We start from the raw sequence: 16265 nt of genomic DNA, 5'->3' as shown, positions 1-16265 counted from the left end.
ACGACTACCGTATTCTTTAACGGCGGATTATCTATTAACTTGAGTAAGGGCAACGGTCCTTGTTTCTGGCGTACCACTCTGCTTGGCGGGGATTGTGGGCAAGCGAGAGAATTCTACCTTGAAGTGAATGCGATTCGCAGTGCCTTGTGGAAATTTCTTTTCCTTACTTATCAAGTAGACCAAGGTTTTTGTTTTCAGGTCGAAATACCAGTGGCCGGGAGCGACCTGGGCCGGGGTCGGCGCGAAGTATTCGCCGGCATAATTGCGTGGTTTTTCAGTCAGCCAATCGATCGGGTTTTTCCCAATGAGAGAGGGGATTTCGGCCTCCTTTCCACGGGCTTGCAATTGCCCCGTCTTGAGCAGCAAGGCAGTGCGCAGCACGCCTGCCAGCTGTTCCACTGCGGCCAGTTCGGCCTGTTCGCGATAGTAGAGCAAGCGTTGTAAAAGCACACCGGTCAACAGCGCGATCACCACCGTGCACACCGCCATTTCCAGCAGCGAAAAGCCGCTGGCGCGCACTGCGCTTGACGGAGTGGCAATCTGTCTCATTTATGCAAAGCCGCTTTGCCCAAGTCCCAGATCGGCAGGAAGATGCCCAGCGCCAGCACCAGCACCATCGCCCCCAGGAACACGATCATGATCGGCTCGATCTGGGCCGATAGCGTCTTGAGCTCATAATCGACTTCGCGCTCGTACATCTGGCCGATTTCATCCATCAAGTCGTCGAGCGAGCCGGTTTCCTCGCCCACCGCGACCATTTGCAGCACGATCGGCGTAAATACCCCGGCCGCCACCGCCGTGCGCAAGATGCTCTCGCCGCGCTCGACGCCATCGCGCATCTGTTCCACGCGCGACGACAGATAGGCATTGTCGACCGTTTGCGACACCACCGTGAGCGCCTGCACCATCGGCACCCCGCTCTTCATCGACAGCGCGAAGCTGCGCGCAAAGCGCGCCATGGTGCCTTTCAGGATGATTTTGCCGGCAATCGGGATGCGCAGGCGCACGCGGTCCCACCACATGCGGCCCTCGGTCGAATTGATATACGTGCGCCAGCCGAAAAACCCCACCACCGAGAGCCCCAGCAGCGCCGGCCAGAAGCGCACCATGAAGTTCGAACTGGCGATCAGGATGCGCGTCATCAGCGGCAACTGCGAATTGAAGCTCTCGAACACCTTCACGAACTGGGGAATGACGAAAATATTCACCACGATCATCGCCAGCAGCATGGCGATCATCACGAACATCGGGTAGCGCGTGGCGGTTTTCACCCGCTCGCGCATGTCGCGGTCGAATTCGAGGTGGTCGAACAGGCGCAGGAACACATCTTCCAGGCGCCCGGTCATTTCGCCCACGCGCACCATCGACAGGTAAAAATTGGAAAACACGGCCGGATGGCGGCGCATGGCCGCCGACAGTTCGCGCCCGGAATCGAGCGACTCGCGCAAATCCTTGATCACCTTGCCGAACGACTTGCTGATGGCCGACTCCTGCAGCCCGGCCAGCCCGCGCATGATCGGCACGCCGGATTTGAGCAAGGTGTAGAGTTGACGGCTGAATAACTGCACATCCATCGAGGTGACTTTTTTCTCGAACATGCGGTCGAGCCAGCTTTCCTCGTCGCCGCCGCTGGTGACGGCGCGGCTGGTCGGGCTGATGTCGAGCGGCGTGACGCCGTTGCCGAACAGCTGGTCGGCCACGGCCCCGCTATCGGCCCCCTCCAGCACGCCTTGCATCAGCTCGCCTTTGGCATTGCGTCCCTTGTAGGCGAAAAACGGCACGGTTTATTCCTCGATCTGGTTACTGATGCGCATCGCTTCGGACACCGTGGTGCGGCCCTGCACGGCCAGCTGCACGGCGTGGCGGCGCAGCGTTTCGCCCTGCATCTCGGCGTGCGCCGCTTTCAGGAAGTGGGCCGGATCGGGATGGTTGGCCGCATCGACCACGGCGCGCGTCATTTCCAGCAGCTCGTACACGCCGGTACGGCCGCGGTAACCCATGCCGTTGCAATGCGAACATCCTTTGCCGTGGAAAAACTGGGTGCTCTCGGCATGCTCGTGCAACTCCGCGCGCAGCCATTCACGCTCGGTCGGCGTCAGCTGGTAAGTAGTGGTGCAACTTTCGCAAATGACACGCACCAGGCGCTGCGCCAGCACCGCTTGCAGCGAGCTGCCCACCATGTAGCGCGGCACGCCCATGTCCATCAGGCGCAGCGGCGTGCTGGCGGCATCGTTGGTGTGCAGGGTGGAGAGCACCAAGTGGCCCGTCATGGCGGCGCGCAGGCCGATCTGGGCGGTTTCCTGGTCGCGCATCTCGCCGACCAGCACAATGTCCGGATCCTGGCGCAGTGCGGAGCGCAGCACGCGCGCGAACGACAGGTCGATTTTTTCGTTCACCTGCACCTGGTTGATGCCGGCCAGGCGGTACTCGACCGGATCTTCCACCGTGATCAGCTTTTTCTCGACAGAATTGAGTTCCGCCAGCGCGCTGTACAGGGTGGTGGTCTTGCCGCTACCCGTCGGGCCGGTAACCAGCACCAGGCCGTTGGGGCGCTGCACGATGGCGCGGAATTTTTCGACCAGGCGCGCCGGCATGCCGATCGCGTCCAGCCGCAGGGTGGTGCCGCCCTGGTTCAGCAGCCGCATCACGACCGATTCACCGTACTGGGTCGGCATGGTCGAAATCCGCACGTCGATGCGCTGCTGCTTGACCTTGACGGCGAAACGGCCATCTTGCGGCAAGCGCTTTTCGGAAATGTCGAGGTCGGACATGAGTTTCAGGCGCAGCGCCAGCGGCGTGGCGATCTTGATATCGGCCTCGGTTTGCAGGTGCAGCACGCCATCGATGCGGAAGCGGATTTGCAGCCGGGTTTCCTGCGGTTCGATGTGGATATCCGAGGCGCGCACCTGGGTGGCGTCGTCGAACACCGATTGCAGCAGCTTGACGATGGGCGCCTCTTCCAGGTTCGGATTGGCGGCCAGGGTGCCGAAGTCGACGAAGGTGTCGCCCAGGTCCTGTTCCAGCTCGCGCGCGAAGTCGGTGATTTCATCGGTGCGGCGGTAGATGCGGTCGATTGCAGCGAGCACCTCGGTCTCGTTGACCACGGCCAGTTCGATATTGCGTTTGACCAGGCGTGCGATCTCGTCGTAGGCGAACAGGTCGGTCGGGTCCGACATGCCGATCAGCAGCGCGCCGCGCCGGTCTTCCAGCGCGATGGCGCGGAAACGCCGGGCCTGGGTTTCCGGCAACTGGCGCACGATGTCCGGGTTGGTGTTGTAAAACTTGAGATTAATGTACGGAATGTCGAGCTGCTTGGCCAGCGCGCCCGAGATTTGCTCCTCGGTCACGAAACCGTTTTCGATGAACACCCGGCCCAGTTTGCGGCCGGTGCGTTTCTGGTCTTGCAACGCCGCACTCAATTGGTCTTCGGATAACAGCTTTTGCTGGACGAGGATTTCGCCGAGGCGGACTTTTTCTGGGCGTGCCATGAAGACCTTTGTTGATGTGCTTGTCGAGTGGATAAGACGGTCGCTGCGCACGTCTATCGCTACACCCAAAACCGTCATTCTTAAGATAGCGGTATTCGCCTCGGGGCGCGAGAAGCCGTCGAACTATTCTATTCCAGAAACACTCGTTTTTTACATTCACAACGATTTTGTGTCGTGCGAACGTGCAACCATTGTGCAAGCGACACTGAATGCGCTACAGTCGGAGCGTCGCTCCCTGTCAACCTTGCTACCACTGCCAACATTGTCAACATGAGCACACCCGCGCTGCGCTTCCGCCAGCTTGTCAAACGCTACGCCGGCGCGCCGGTGCTGGCAGGCATCGACCTCGACATCGCGGCAGGGGAATGCGTCGGCCTGGTCGGCGTGAATGGCGCCGGCAAGACCAGCCTCCTGAAATGCCTGTTCGACTTCGTCTCGTTCGAGTCCGGCAGCATCGAGATTTTCGGCCACGGCCACCGCCTGGCCGGGGCGCGCCGTCCGCTCGCCTTCCTGCCCGAACGCTTCACGCCGCCCTACTACCTCAGCGGCGCCGAATTCCTCAAGTACATGGCCAGACTGCATGGCAACGCCTACGACGCCACAGCCGCCCACGCCATGCTCGACGCGCTCGAGCTCGACCACGCGGCGCTGTCCCTGCCGGTGCGCAAGCACTCCAAGGGCATGACCCAAAAACTCGGCCTGGCCGCCTGCTTCCTGTCCAACAAACAAGCCTATGTGCTGGACGAGCCCATGAGCGGCCTCGATCCGAAAGCGCGCGCCCGCCTGAAAGAGCGTCTGCGAAACGCACGCAGCCAGGGCGCCACCGTATTTTTCAGCTCGCACGCGCTGGCCGACATCGAAGAACTGTGCGACCGCGTGGCCATCCTGCACGACGGCCAGCTGCGCTTCACCGGCACCCCGGCCGCCTGCCGCGATACCTACGGCGCCGCCACGCTGGAACAGGCCTTCCTCGCATGCGTGCACTGAACCCCATGTACCACCAGCACTTCGGCCTGCAGCAGTCGCCCTTCGGCATCACGCCCAATCCCGTCTTTTTCTACGCCGGCAACACACGCGGCGAGATTCTCGACGCCCTGCTCTACGCGGTCGAGCACGGTGAAGGCATCATCAAGGTCACGGGCGAAGTCGGCAGCGGCAAGACCATGCTGTGCCGCATGCTGGAAAACCAGCTGCCGCCGCACATCGATGTGATCTACCTGGCCAATCCCACGTTGAAAAACACCGAGGTCGCCTACGCCATCGCCGGCGAACTCGAACTCGACGTGACCGGCAAGCGCATCGACGAAGTCACGCGCATGCTCCAGGCCGACCTGATCGCCCGCCACAGCGCCGGCAAGCAGGTGGTGCTGCTGGTCGAGGAAGCCCAGGCCATGCCGCTCGACACGCTGGAAGAGGTGCGCCTGTTCTCCAACCTGGAAACGGCGCGCCACAAGCTGCTGCAGATCGTACTGTTCGGCCAGCCCGAGCTCGATGAGCACCTGAACCTGGCCAGCATGCGCCAGTTCAAGGAGCGCATCACCCACAACTTGGTGGTGCCGGCCATGCCGCCCGACGTGATTCCCGACTTCCTGGCATTTCGCCTGCATGCGGCCGGCTACAACGGCCCGGCCGTGTTCAGCGCCGCCGCGACCAGGCAGATCGCGCGCGTATCGCAAGGCATCGTCCGCCGCATCAATATCCTCGCGGACAAAGCCCTGATGGCCGCCTACATCGACGAATCCGACCGGGTCGAAGCGCGCCACGCCAAGGCGGCCATCGCCGACTGCGCCTTTGCCGCCAGCGGCGGCTCCACGGGCAAGACCCTGGCCCTGGCCGGCCTTGGCGCGGCCACGCTGGCGTTGCTGGCGTGGCTCGTTTCGCGCAGCATCTTCTTTCATTAGGCGTGCAGCAATTGCCCCACGCTTACTTTTCCGCCATTATTGTGTCATGGCATTCAAGAGCGCACCAATGACCCTGAAAAAATCCGTTTTTCCGCTGAGCACCGCCGGGACTGCCATTGCCTGCGCCTTCTTGAGCGCGTGTGCCACGCCTACCCTGCCCGGTTCGCCATCGCATGTGACCCAGGCGCCGCCGGCGGCCGGACGGATTCCCGACCCGGTCATGCACAGCGCGCCGCTGCCGCCACCGAAGGCCACGCCCAAGGCCGAAACCTACAGCGTCACGGTGCACAAGGTGCCGGTGCAGTCGCTGCTGTTCGCGCTGGCGCGCGACGCCCGCCTGAATGTCGATATCCATCCCGGCATCGACGGCACGGTGACCCTGAACGCGCTCGACCAGACCCTGCCGCAGCTCCTGACCCGCATATCGCGGCAGGTGGACATGCGCTACGAAATCGATGGCGCCACCCTGACCGTGCTGCCTGATACCCCCGTGTGGCGTAATTACAAGGTCGACTACGTCAACATGGCGCGCAGCACCAACAGCAGTGTCAACATCGCCACCCAGATATCGACCACCGGCGGCGGCTCCAGCAGCCCCACGCTGACCAACGCCAACGGCACCACCAGCGGTGGCGCGGCCGCGCCCGGAGGGTCGAGCAACAACAATTCGACGACCTCGGTGACCAACCGCTCGGAAAACAATTTCTGGGGCAGCCTGGAAAAGAATATCCGCGACATGCTGCGCGACACGACGCTGGGTGACGCGCCGAGTACGATCTCGTCGGCGCCCCCGCCATCCGCCGCCGGCGCAGCCCCGGCGAACCCGAACCAGCCGACCCAGCCCGCGCCGCAGGCCGTGCCAGACACCGTGCTGGCCGCCTTCAACGCATCCTCGAACGAGCGCCAGCGCAACGCGCCATCGGTCATCGTCAATGCCGAGGGCGGGCTGCTGGCGGTGCGCGCGACAGGGCGCCAGCACGAAAAGATCCAGCAATTCCTCGACATCGTGCTCGGCAGTGCCAAGCGCCAGGTGCTGATCGAAGCGACCATCATCGAAGTGCGCCTGTCGGACCAGTACCAGCAGGGCATCAACTGGAGCCGCCTGCACGGCGGGCTGACCCTGACCCAGAAGTCTGTCGGCAGCGCGCTGCCCAGCTCGAACGTGGCAGTCGGCACCACGCCGGGACTGTTTTCGATCAATTACCTGAATCCCGCCTCGGCGCTGGGCAACATCACCACCGCGATCCAGCTGCTCGAATCGTTCGGCAAGGTCAAAGTGCTGTCCAGTCCCAAGATCAGCGTGCTGAACAACCAGACCGCGATGCTGAAAGTGGTCGACAACAACGTTTTCTTCACCATCAAGGTGACGCCCGCCGTGATCGGCGTGAATGGCAACGTCACCACGCCCGCCACCTACGAATCGAAGCTTGAAACGGTGCCGGTCGGCTTTGTGATGAGCGTCACGCCCCAGATTGCCGACACGGACGAAGTCACCCTCAACGTGCGCCCGACGATCACCCGCATTGTCGGCTACGTGACCGACCCGAACCCGGCGCTGGCCGCCGAAAAGGTGACCAGCCAGGTGCCCGTGATCCAGGCGCGCGAAGTCGAATCGATCCTCAAGGTCTACAGCGGCGACATTTCCGTGCTGGGCGGGCTGATGCAGGATTCGGTGGACAACGCCAAGGATGCGGTGCCGGGCGCGGGCGTGCTGCCGGTGATCGGCAATTTCTTCTCGTACCGCAATGAAAAAGTCAGCAAGACGGAACTGGTGATCTTCATCCGGCCGGTGGTGGTGAAAAACGCCAGCGTCAACGGCGACTACAAGGATTACCGCTACCTGCTGCCCGACAGCACCGGCGCAGGTTCGGCATCATCCGAACCGTACTCCGAACCTGTGCGCGCAAAGGTGAACCGACCATGAGCCTCCTGATGCAGGCGCTCAAGAAAGCCGAGCGCGCCAAGCAAAACCACGTTCCCGACGAGGAACTGGCCAAGCCCTCCGAAGCCTACGACGAGGTACTGGCACTGGCGCCGCATGAGGAGGCCGCGGCCGCCGAGCCGCTGAGCCTGTCGCCGCTCGACGCGGGGCCGGCCGAGGCGCGCGCCGAGCCGTCCATCGGCTTCGTGCCGGAGCCGCAGGCCGCGCCACCGCGCCGATCGCGCAACGCCCCGCCACCGCCACCGCCGCGCGTCAAGGCCCGGAAGCGCGCCATGGCGCGCATGGATGCGCGCACCATCCGCATTGCCGTCCTCGGCAGCATCGCCCTGCTGATCGCGGCCGTGTTCGCCTACATGTACTGGAGCGCTGTGTACGGTCCCGGTTCCAGCCGGCATTTGCCGATGGTGCCGATGCCGGGCCAGAACCAGCCGGCCGCCCCCGACCCCGGCGCAGTGGCGCCCGGCGTTCCCGTCATCGCCGCCCAGCCGGGCGCGGAGGCGCCGATACAGCCAGCCCAGCCGGTCCAGGCCTACGTGCCGCAGGCGCCCCCGCCCTCCTCGCGCGACCAGATCCCGCCGGATGAAGCGATGCGCCTGCAACAGTTGCAGCAACAAGCTGCGCCGCAAGCCGCGCCGCGCGCGCCGGCCGCGGCGGCCGACAGCAGCGCCATCCGCGTGGCCCGCGTGAGCAAGCCCGAGCAGCTCAACCCCTCGCTCCAGAATGGCTTTACGGCCTACAACAATGGCGACTTGCCGGCCGCGCGCCAAAGCTACCAGACGGTGCTGCGGCAAGACCCCAACAATCGCGACGCCCTGCTCGGCATGGCCGCCCTCGCCGCCCGCGACAACCAGGCCGAGCAGGCAGCCGGCATCTACGCGCGCCTGCTCGACCTCGATCCCAACGACAACGATGCGCTGGCCGGCCTGAGCAGCGTGCGCCAGGGCGACCCGGGCCAGTCCGAAGGACGCCTGCGCCGCGTGGTCGAGCGCAATCCCGAATCCGGCCCGCTGCTGTTCGCCCTGGGCAATCTGTATGCGCGCCAGGGACGCTGGCCGGAAGCCCAGCAGCACTATTTCCGCGCCTATTCCGCCAATCCGAACAACGCCGACTACGCCTTCAACCTGGCCATCGGCCTCGACCGGCTGAACCAGGGCAAACTGGCGCTGACCTACTACCAGCGCGCGCTGGAACTGGCGCAGCGCGGCGCCGTCAATTTCGACCGCGAGGCGGCCGCCACCCGCGCGCGCGAACTGGGCGGGCAATAACCGCATGTCGGAACATGCAAAATTCCCCCTCGGCAAACTGCTGATCCAGAAAGGGGTCATCAGCGAAGACCAGCTGCGCATCGCGCTGATCGAACAAAAACGCAGCAGCGAGCCGCTCGGCAAACTCTTGATCACGCTCGGCTTCGTCACCGAAGCGACGGTGCGCGAAGCGCTGTCCGAAAACCTGAACCAGCAAAGCGCCGACCTCACCAGCCTGGTGGTCGACGCCATCGCCCTCAAACTCATTCCCAAGGACGTGGCCAAGCGCTACCGTGTGTTCCCGATCGTGTACGAGCGCGATACCGACAACCTGATCCTGGCCATGGCCGACACCAGCAACATCGTCGCGCTGGACCAGATCAGCGCCATGCTGGTCAAGGGGATCACGATTGCGCCGGTGCTGGTCAACGAATCGGACATCGCGCGCGCCATCGACCAGTATTACGGCTTCGAACTGTCGATCGACGGCATTTTGCTGGAGATTGAAACCGGCGAAGTCAATTACGCCGCCATGGCCGCCACCACCGACGAATACAGCCAGCCGATGGTGCGCCTGATGGACGCGCTGCTGGCCGACGCAGTGCAAAATGGCGCCTCCGACATCCACTTCGAGCCGGAACAGAGTTTTCTGCGCATCCGCTACCGCATCGACGGCATCCTGCGCCAGATCCGCAGCCTGCACAAGTCGTACTGGCCGGCGATGGCGGTGCGCCTGAAGGTGATGAGCAATATGAACATCGCCGAATCGCGCGCGCCGCAGGACGGGCGCATCTCGATCAAGTTTTCGGGACGCCAGATCGACTTTCGCGCCTCGGCCCAACCGACCACGCACGGTGAAAATTTTGTCCTGCGCGTGCTCGATCGCCAAAAGGGACTGGTGCCGCTGGACGGCCTGGGCTTGGGCGAGGACGAACTGCACCTCTTGAAACTGATGATCGCCCGGCCGCACGGCGTCATTCTCGTGACCGGGCCGACCGGCAGCGGCAAGACCACCACCCTCTACTCGATCCTGAACCACATCAACACCGAGAGCGTCAACATCATGACGCTGGAAGACCCGGTCGAGTACCCGATGAACATGATCCGCCAGACCTCGATCAACGAATCGGCCAAGATGGGCTTTGCCGACGGCATCCGCTCGATGATGCGCCAGGACCCGGACATCATCCTGGTCGGTGAAGTGCGCGACAGGGAAACCGCCGAAATGGCGTTTTCGGCAGCCATGACCGGCCACCAGGTGTACACGACCCTGCACACCAATTCGGCCATCGGCTCGGTCTCGCGCCTGCTCGACATCGGCATCCTGCCCGACATCATGGCCGGCAACATCATCGGCATCATCGCGCAGCGCCTGGTGCGGCGCCTGTGCCAGGCGTGCAAGAACGAATCGCTTGCCGACGCGACCGAGCGCCGGCTACTCGGATTGAACGCCGAGGACCCGCCGGCCACCATCTGCCACGCGGCCGGCTGCGAAGCCTGCGGCCACCAGGGCTACAAGGGCCGCATGGCGATCATGGAACTGCTCAAGGTGAACGCCGACATTGACGAAGCCATCGCCCGCCGCGCCTCTCTGCGCGACCTGAAAGAGACGGCGCGCGCCGCCGGTTTTCGCTCGCTGGTGGACGACGGCATGCGCCGCGTGCTGGAGGGCGCCACCTCGCTCGACGAAGTGGCGCGCGTGGTCGACCTGACCGACAGGCTGGCCTGATGCCGCTGTACGCCTACCGCGCGATGGACCTGGCCGGCCAGATGGTACCCGGCGCCATGGACGCGACCAACAGCGCCGACCTGGAGCTACGCCTGCGCCGCATGGAGCTGGACCTGATCGACTTCCATATCGCCGGCCAGAAGGCGGTCGCCTTCGGCAAGCGCGTGGTCAAGCGCGCGGACCTGATCAACTTCTGCTTTCACATGGAGCAGCTGAGCGCCGCCGGCGTGCCGATCCTGGAGGGCCTGGGCGACCTGCGCGACTCCCTTGACCACCCGCGCTTTCGCGAAATCGTCACGGACCTGATCGAGTCAATCGAAGGTGGATTGACCTTGTCCGAAGCGCTGCGCCACCATGACGAAGTGTTCGACAACACCTTCACCAGCCTCATCACCGCCGGCGAATCGAGCGGCAAACTGGCCGAAGTATTCCGCAACCTGTCCGACAGCCTGAAATGGCAGGACGAACTGGCCGCCCAGACCAGGAAAATCATCACCTACCCGATCGTGGTCGCCGTCGTGGTGCTGGGCGTGACCTTTTTCCTGATGATCGTGCTGGTGCCGCAACTGACCTCCTTTATCAAGAACATGGGCGGCAAGCTGCCGTTCCACACCAGGGCGCTGATCGCCGTCTCGAATGTGTTCATCCACTACTGGTACATCCTGCTCGCCCTGCCGCTGGTGGCGTACTTTGGCGGGCGCGCATGGCTGCGCCGCAGCGACAGCGCGCGCATGCTGGCCGACGGCCTCAAACTGCGCCTGCCGCTGATCGGGCCCGTGCTGCACAAGATCATCCTGGCGCGCTTCGCCACGTTTTTTGGGCTGATGTACGGTTCCGGCATCACCATCCTCGAATGCATCCGCCTGTCCGAAGGCATCGTCGCCAACCGCGTGGTCGCCGCCGGCCTGCAGCGCGCCGCGCAATTGATCTCGGACGGCCAGAGCGTCACGCTGGCGTTCCAGAACAGCAGCATCTTCCCGCCGCTGGTGCTGCGCATGCTGCGCGTGGGCGAGGCCACCGGCTCGCTCGACAACGCCCTGCGCAACGTCAGCTACTTCTATAATCGGGAAGTGAAGGAAATGATCGAACGCGTGCAGTCGCTGATCGAACCGGCCATGACGGTCACGCTTGGCCTGCTGCTCGGATGGATCATGCTATCCGTGCTGGGACCGATCTACGACACCATGAGCCAGTTGAAAACCTGAGGATGGCAGTGCTGCCCAAACAATTATTCTATGTGACGAACGACCGGCTGTGCGCCTTCGACTGGCGCGCCGGCACGCTCACGCCCGGGCCCTGCTTTTCCGCCGACCGTGACGGCATGGACGCCTTTGCGCGCTACCTCGATGGCGCGCAAGGCACGCGCGCCTACCTCGTGGCCGACCTGGTCGAAGAAGACTTCCAGCGCTGCCTGCTGCCGCACGTGGGTGGCCGCGCCGGACGCAGCCTGGTCGAGCGGCGCCTCACGCACGCCTTCCGCGACACGCCGTTCCGCCACGCCGACATCCAGGACCGCGATAGCGAAGGCCGGCGCGACGACCACACCGTGTTCTCGGCCCTGACCAACGCCGCCATGGTGCAGCCGTGGGTGGCCGCGATGGAGCAGAACAGGATCGCGCTGGCCGGCCTGTATTCGGCGGTCCACCTGTCGGCGCAGCTGGTGCGCCGCATGGGCATCGCCCAGGACCATCTGCTGCTGATCGCCGAACAGGGCGGCGGCCTGCGCCAGAGCTATTTCCAGCGCCAGTACCTGAAATTTTCCCGCCTGACGGTGCTGGCCGCGCACGACGACGTGGTCGACGCCACCGCCCTCGAAACAGCCAAGATGCAGCAATTCCTGACCAGTACCCGCTTGCTGGGAAGGGGCGACATGCTGCACGTGGTGGTACTCGCGCCCTCGGCGCGCGTGGCGGCGCTGGAAGAACGCTGCGAAGACGATCCGGAGGTCGCCTTCCACTTCATCGACATCGACAGCGCCTGCGCGCGCCTGAAACTGGCCGGCGACGTGTGCACGGCCGAACAGCTGTTGCTTGGCCTGCTGGGCCGCGACTCCCCGCCCAGCCAGTACCCGCTTGGCGCGGCCGGGCGCTTTTACCAGACCTGGCGCGCGCGCCTGGCGCTCAACGGCGCCAGCGCCGCGATTGCCGTCGTCGGCGCCATTTGGCTGCTCGGGAGCGTGTGGGGCAGCGTGCGCGATGGCCGGGAAGCCACGCGCCTGCTGGCCGAGGCGGCGCAGCTCGATGCGCGCTACCGCGCCATCATGGCGACGCTGCCGCCGACGCCCGCGCGCAGCGCCAACATGAAGGGCGCGGTGCGGCTTGACCGCCTGCTCGGTGCCACCGCCCCCGCGCCGGCGCCGCTGGTGGCGCTGGTGAGCCGTGCGCTCGACCGCGCCTCCGCGATCCGCCTGCTGGCGCTCGACTGGCAAGTGCAGCAGCCGGCGCTCGCGCAGCCCGGCGCCGTCGCCAGTCTCGCGGCACCGGCCGCCGGCGACGCCGTCGAGCCGATCGCGGCGAGCCTGGTCGGCCTGCCATCGGCGCCGGTGCAGGTGCTGCGCATCGATGGCGAGATTGAATTCGGGCGGTCGGATTACCGCGCCATTCTCGACAGCGTGAATCAGTTCGCGCTCGACATGGCGGGCAATCCCGGCGTGGCGGTGCACATTGTCGAAGCGCCGCTCGACGTGCGCCAGAGCGTCAAGTTAAGCGGCAAGACCGACACCGGCGAGGCCGGCGTCAAGCCCCGCTTCGTCATCAACGTGACCTGGAAACCATGATGGCCAAGCCGAACGCCCTGCGCCGCAAGCCGAGCGACGCCCGCGTACCCACCTGGCGCGATGAAATCGGCATGATCGCGCCGTCCGCCCGGCTGTGCGCCGGGGTGCTGGGCGCCGCCGTGCTGCTGGTGGGCGCGGCCACCTGGTCCGGCGCGCGGCAGGCGGCATCGCTGGCGCAAGCGGCCCAGGAGCGCGGCGCGGCGGCCAGCCGCTTCCAGAACGTCGAATCGGAAAAGCAGGACATCGCCATCTACCAGCCGCGCTTTGCGGAACTGCAGGCGGGCGGCTTGATCGGCGACGAGAACCGGCTGGCGTGGATTGAATCGATCAAATCGATCCAGCTCACGCGCAAGCTGGTTTCGGCCAGTTACGACATCGACGTGCAGCAGCCGCTTGCCTTCCATTCCCCGATGGCGCTGGGCGACTACCAGCTGCGCGGTAGCCGCATGCGCGTGGAACTCGGGCTGGTGCACGAACTGGACCTGTTCCACTTCATCGACGACCTGCGCGGCGCCGGGCGCTTCACGGTCCAGGACTGCAAGCTGAAACGCACCGACGCACCGGCCGAATCGATTGGCGTGGCGCGCCTGACGGCCAACTGCACCCTGGTCTGGCTGACGCTCGGCGCCACGCCGCAGCCGATTGCGAAGGAATCGCCATGAAACCCACCGTCGCCGCCTGCCTGCTGCTCGGCGCAACCCTGAACGCCCGGGCCCAGACGGCGCCGATGGGGCGCCTGTTCACGACGCCGGCTGAACGCCATCAGCTCGACGTCCAGCGCGGCCTGATCGCGGCACCGCCCGCACCGGTGGTGGAAGCGGCACCCGCGCCGCAGCCGATGACCGTGAATGGCTTCGTGCGGCGCAGCAGCGGCAAGTCCACCGTGTGGGTGAACAACGAGGCGCAGGAAGGCGCGCGCAACCGCTTCAGCGGACCGGCGCAGGCGCCACGCGTGACGCTGACGCTGCCCTCCGGCCAGAAGGTGGTGCTCAAACCCGGGCAGAGCGTTGACGTGAACGCCGGCACCGTCACCGACGTCGAGAAGCCATGACGCGCGCGCGGCAGGGATTCAGCCTGGTCGAAATGGCCGTGGTGCTGGTGATCGTCGGACTGATGATCGGGGGGCTACTGACCCCGCTGGCGGTGCAGATGGAACAGCGCAAGATCAGCGATACCCAGAAAACGATGGACGAAGCACGCGAAGCGCTGATGGGTTTCGCGCTGCGCAACGGCTACCTGCCCTGCCCCGCCGTCTCGCCGGTCAACGGGCTGGAAGACCGGATTGGTGCCACCTGCCGCGATGGCAAGCGCCAGGGCGTGCTGCCGTGGGCCACGCTCGGCCTGCCCAAGCTCGATAGCTGGGGGCACGCATATCACTACAGCGTGTCGCCGGCGTACAGCAACAGCCAGACCATGTTCACGCTGCAGACCGCGCGCGACATCACCATCGGCACGCGCGATGCGCGCGGCAACGTGGTGGCGGCGACCGGCATCAACGATATTCCGGCGGTGATCGTCTCGCACGGGAAAAACGGTGCCGGCGGCTTTGGCGACACCGGTGTCCGCAGCATGGATACGAGCAGCAGCAACGTCGACGAGCGCACCAACGCCAGCAGCGCCGGCATCGCCTTCGTGGCGCGTACGCCGAGCGACAGCCCCGCCGCGCCGGGCGGCGAGTACGACGACCTGGTCATCTGGGTCTCGCCGAATGTGCTGTTCAACCGCATGGTTGCCGCCGGAACGCTGCCGCGCTAGCCCATGCTGGGACCCATTTTTACAATTGCCTCATTCACCCTGCTCGAAGCGCTGCGCAACCGGCTGGCGTGGGTGCTGGGCGCACTGGCCATCGGCGCGGTGGCGCTGGGCGGCTTCGTGGGCCAACTGGCGCTGACCGAAAGCGCCGCGCTGCAAGCGGCCCTGCTGGCGGCGTTGCTGCGCCTGTGCTGCGTGCTGCTGGTGGCCGGTTTCGTGGCCACCAGCGTGGTGCGCGAAGCGGCCGACAAAGGGCAGGAACTGCTGCTCGCGCTGGCGATACCGCGCGCCGCCTACGTGCTGGGCAAGCTGGCCGGATTTGGTCTCGTGGCGCTGCTGCCGGCGCTGCTGTTCGGAGCGATGGCATTGATGCTCGCGCCGGCCGCATGGTGCGTGTCGTGGGCGCTGTCGCTGTGGTGGGAACTGTGGATTGTCGCCGCATTTTGCCTGCTGTGCGTACTGACGCTCGGGCAGGCGATGGCGGCGCTGACGGCCACGCTGGCGTTCTACCTGCTGGCGCGGGCGATCGGCAGCCTGCAAGCCATGGCGCAGGACGGCACGCAGCTGCCGCGCATCGCCATCGACGCCCTGGCGGCGCTGCTGCCGCACCTGGACCAGTTTACGCGCAGCGAATGGCTGGTGTACGGCGGCGCGCAACTGGCGCCGCTGCTGGCGCAGACGGCGATCTATGTCACCTTGCTGGGGGCCGCCGCGCTGGTCGATTTTTACCGCAAGGACCTGTGATGGCCGCGCGCGTGCCGGTTCCGGTGACGCTGCTGCTGCTGGCCGCGCTGGCGCTGCAGGTGGGCTATCACGCCGCGCGTGCACCGCAGCAGCGCGCCGTAGCCGGGCTGGCGCCAGCGCCTCCGCTGGCGGTGCTGCGCCTGGCCAGCCTGGGCGAACCGGTGGTGCTGGCCAAAGCCATGACCCTGTACGTGCAAGGCCAGGACGAGGCGTCCACGCCGCTGGGTACCATCGATTACAGCGCCTTGCGCACCTGGCTGGAGCGCATCGTCGACCTGGACCCGCGCGGGCAGGCGCCGCTGCTGGCGGCGAGCCAGGTGTACAGCGCCAGCAGCGACCCCGCGCGCACCCGCATCATGCTCGATTTTGTCTACCGGCGCTTTGGCGAAGACCCCGGCCGGCGCTGGCCGTGGCTGGCGCATGCGGCGCTGGTGGCGCATCACCGGTTGCACGATCCCGCCCTGGCGCGGCGGTATGCGCACGCGCTCAACGCCACGGCTGCGGTCGTGCCGGCGTGGGCGCGCCAGATGGAACTGTTCATCCTCGACGACATGGGCGAGGACGAGAGCGCCACCGCGCTGATCGGCGCCATGCTCGCCGGCGGCCAGGTCAGCGATCCGCGCGAACTCGCGTTCCTGGAACGACGGCTGCACGACATTTCGGCCCGCCGGCGCCGGGCCCATCCTTGA

General features: G+C 65.5%; 15 protein-coding genes. 12 read left to right on the top strand and 3 right to left on the bottom strand.

Annotated elements, in window-relative coordinates; all coding sequences use genetic code 11:
- Positions 1–27 precede the first annotated feature (27 nt).
- From F2P44_RS13895 to F2P44_RS13885, 3 genes are read right to left on the bottom strand one after another with little or no spacing between them, the layout of a single operon-like run.
- Positions 28–549, bottom strand: coding sequence for a type II secretion system protein (locus tag F2P44_RS13895; RefSeq protein WP_167087322.1), 522 nt, complete (start codon positions 547–549; stop codon positions 28–30).
- On the bottom strand, positions 546–1781 hold the full coding sequence (locus F2P44_RS13890) for a type II secretion system F family protein (protein WP_167087320.1): 1236 nt from the start codon (positions 1779–1781) through the stop codon (positions 546–548). The genes F2P44_RS13895 and F2P44_RS13890 overlap by 4 nt, the downstream gene beginning before the upstream one ends.
- A gap of 3 nt (positions 1782–1784) precedes the next feature.
- Entirely contained in the window at positions 1785–3488 is a 1704-nt protein-coding gene (locus F2P44_RS13885) for a GspE/PulE family protein (protein WP_167087318.1), read from the bottom strand.
- Between the two features lie 270 nt (positions 3489–3758).
- Here F2P44_RS13885 and F2P44_RS13880 point away from each other — a divergent pair, with 270 nt between their 5' ends.
- The 12 genes from F2P44_RS13880 (at position 3759) to F2P44_RS13825 (ending at position 16265) form a co-directional block, all read left to right on the top strand.
- Positions 3759–4475, top strand: a complete 717-nt coding sequence (locus tag F2P44_RS13880) for an ABC transporter ATP-binding protein (protein WP_167087317.1) — start codon at positions 3759–3761, stop codon at positions 4473–4475.
- Positions 4463–5389, top strand: coding sequence for an ExeA family protein (locus F2P44_RS13875; protein WP_229423543.1), 927 nt, complete (start codon positions 4463–4465; stop codon positions 5387–5389). Before F2P44_RS13880 ends, F2P44_RS13875 begins: the two co-directional genes overlap by 13 nt.
- A 67-nt stretch (positions 5390–5456) precedes the next feature.
- Positions 5457–7313 carry a pilus (MSHA type) biogenesis protein MshL gene (locus tag F2P44_RS13870; RefSeq protein ID WP_167087315.1) on the top strand — a complete coding sequence of 619 codons (1857 nt, stop codon included), beginning with the start codon at positions 5457–5459 and terminating at the stop codon, positions 7311–7313.
- Positions 7310–8596, top strand: coding sequence for a tetratricopeptide repeat protein (locus F2P44_RS13865; RefSeq protein ID WP_167087313.1), 1287 nt, complete (start codon positions 7310–7312; stop codon positions 8594–8596). The genes F2P44_RS13870 and F2P44_RS13865 overlap by 4 nt, the downstream gene beginning before the upstream one ends.
- A 4-nt stretch (positions 8597–8600) precedes the next feature.
- A complete protein-coding gene (locus F2P44_RS13860; RefSeq protein ID WP_167087311.1) occupies positions 8601–10304 on the top strand; it encodes a GspE/PulE family protein in 1704 nt (567 codons plus the stop codon).
- Positions 10304–11509 carry a type II secretion system F family protein gene (locus F2P44_RS13855; protein ID WP_167087309.1) on the top strand — a complete coding sequence of 402 codons (1206 nt, stop codon included), beginning with the start codon at positions 10304–10306 and terminating at the stop codon, positions 11507–11509. Before F2P44_RS13860 ends, F2P44_RS13855 begins: the two co-directional genes overlap by 1 nt.
- A 2-nt stretch (positions 11510–11511) precedes the next feature.
- A complete protein-coding gene (locus F2P44_RS13850) occupies positions 11512–13080 on the top strand; it encodes a hypothetical protein (RefSeq protein WP_167087307.1) in 1569 nt (522 codons plus the stop codon).
- Positions 13080–13742, top strand: coding sequence for a hypothetical protein (locus F2P44_RS13845; protein ID WP_167087305.1), 663 nt, complete (start codon positions 13080–13082; stop codon positions 13740–13742). The genes F2P44_RS13850 and F2P44_RS13845 overlap by 1 nt, the downstream gene beginning before the upstream one ends.
- Positions 13739–14131 (top strand): hypothetical protein, encoded by a 393-nt coding sequence (locus tag F2P44_RS13840; protein ID WP_167087303.1) that lies wholly within the window; start codon positions 13739–13741, stop codon positions 14129–14131. Before F2P44_RS13845 ends, F2P44_RS13840 begins: the two co-directional genes overlap by 4 nt.
- Positions 14128–14835, top strand: a complete 708-nt coding sequence (locus tag F2P44_RS13835; RefSeq protein WP_167087301.1) for a prepilin-type N-terminal cleavage/methylation domain-containing protein — start codon at positions 14128–14130, stop codon at positions 14833–14835. The genes F2P44_RS13840 and F2P44_RS13835 overlap by 4 nt, the downstream gene beginning before the upstream one ends.
- Before the next feature lie 3 nt (positions 14836–14838).
- Positions 14839–15576: an ABC transporter permease gene (locus F2P44_RS13830; protein ID WP_167087299.1), complete on the top strand. Its 738-nt coding sequence runs from the start codon at positions 14839–14841 to the stop codon at positions 15574–15576.
- On the top strand, positions 15576–16265 hold the full coding sequence (locus tag F2P44_RS13825; protein WP_167087297.1) for a hypothetical protein: 690 nt from the start codon (positions 15576–15578) through the stop codon (positions 16263–16265). The genes F2P44_RS13830 and F2P44_RS13825 overlap by 1 nt, the downstream gene beginning before the upstream one ends.

It is taken from the genome of Massilia frigida (assembly GCF_011682175.1).
In the GTDB taxonomy this organism is placed as follows: Bacteria; Pseudomonadota; Gammaproteobacteria; order Burkholderiales; family Burkholderiaceae_D; genus Telluria_A; species Telluria_A frigida.
The sequence above is the reverse complement of the archived record's forward strand: the minus strand, read 5'-3'. Positions and strand labels throughout refer to the sequence as shown.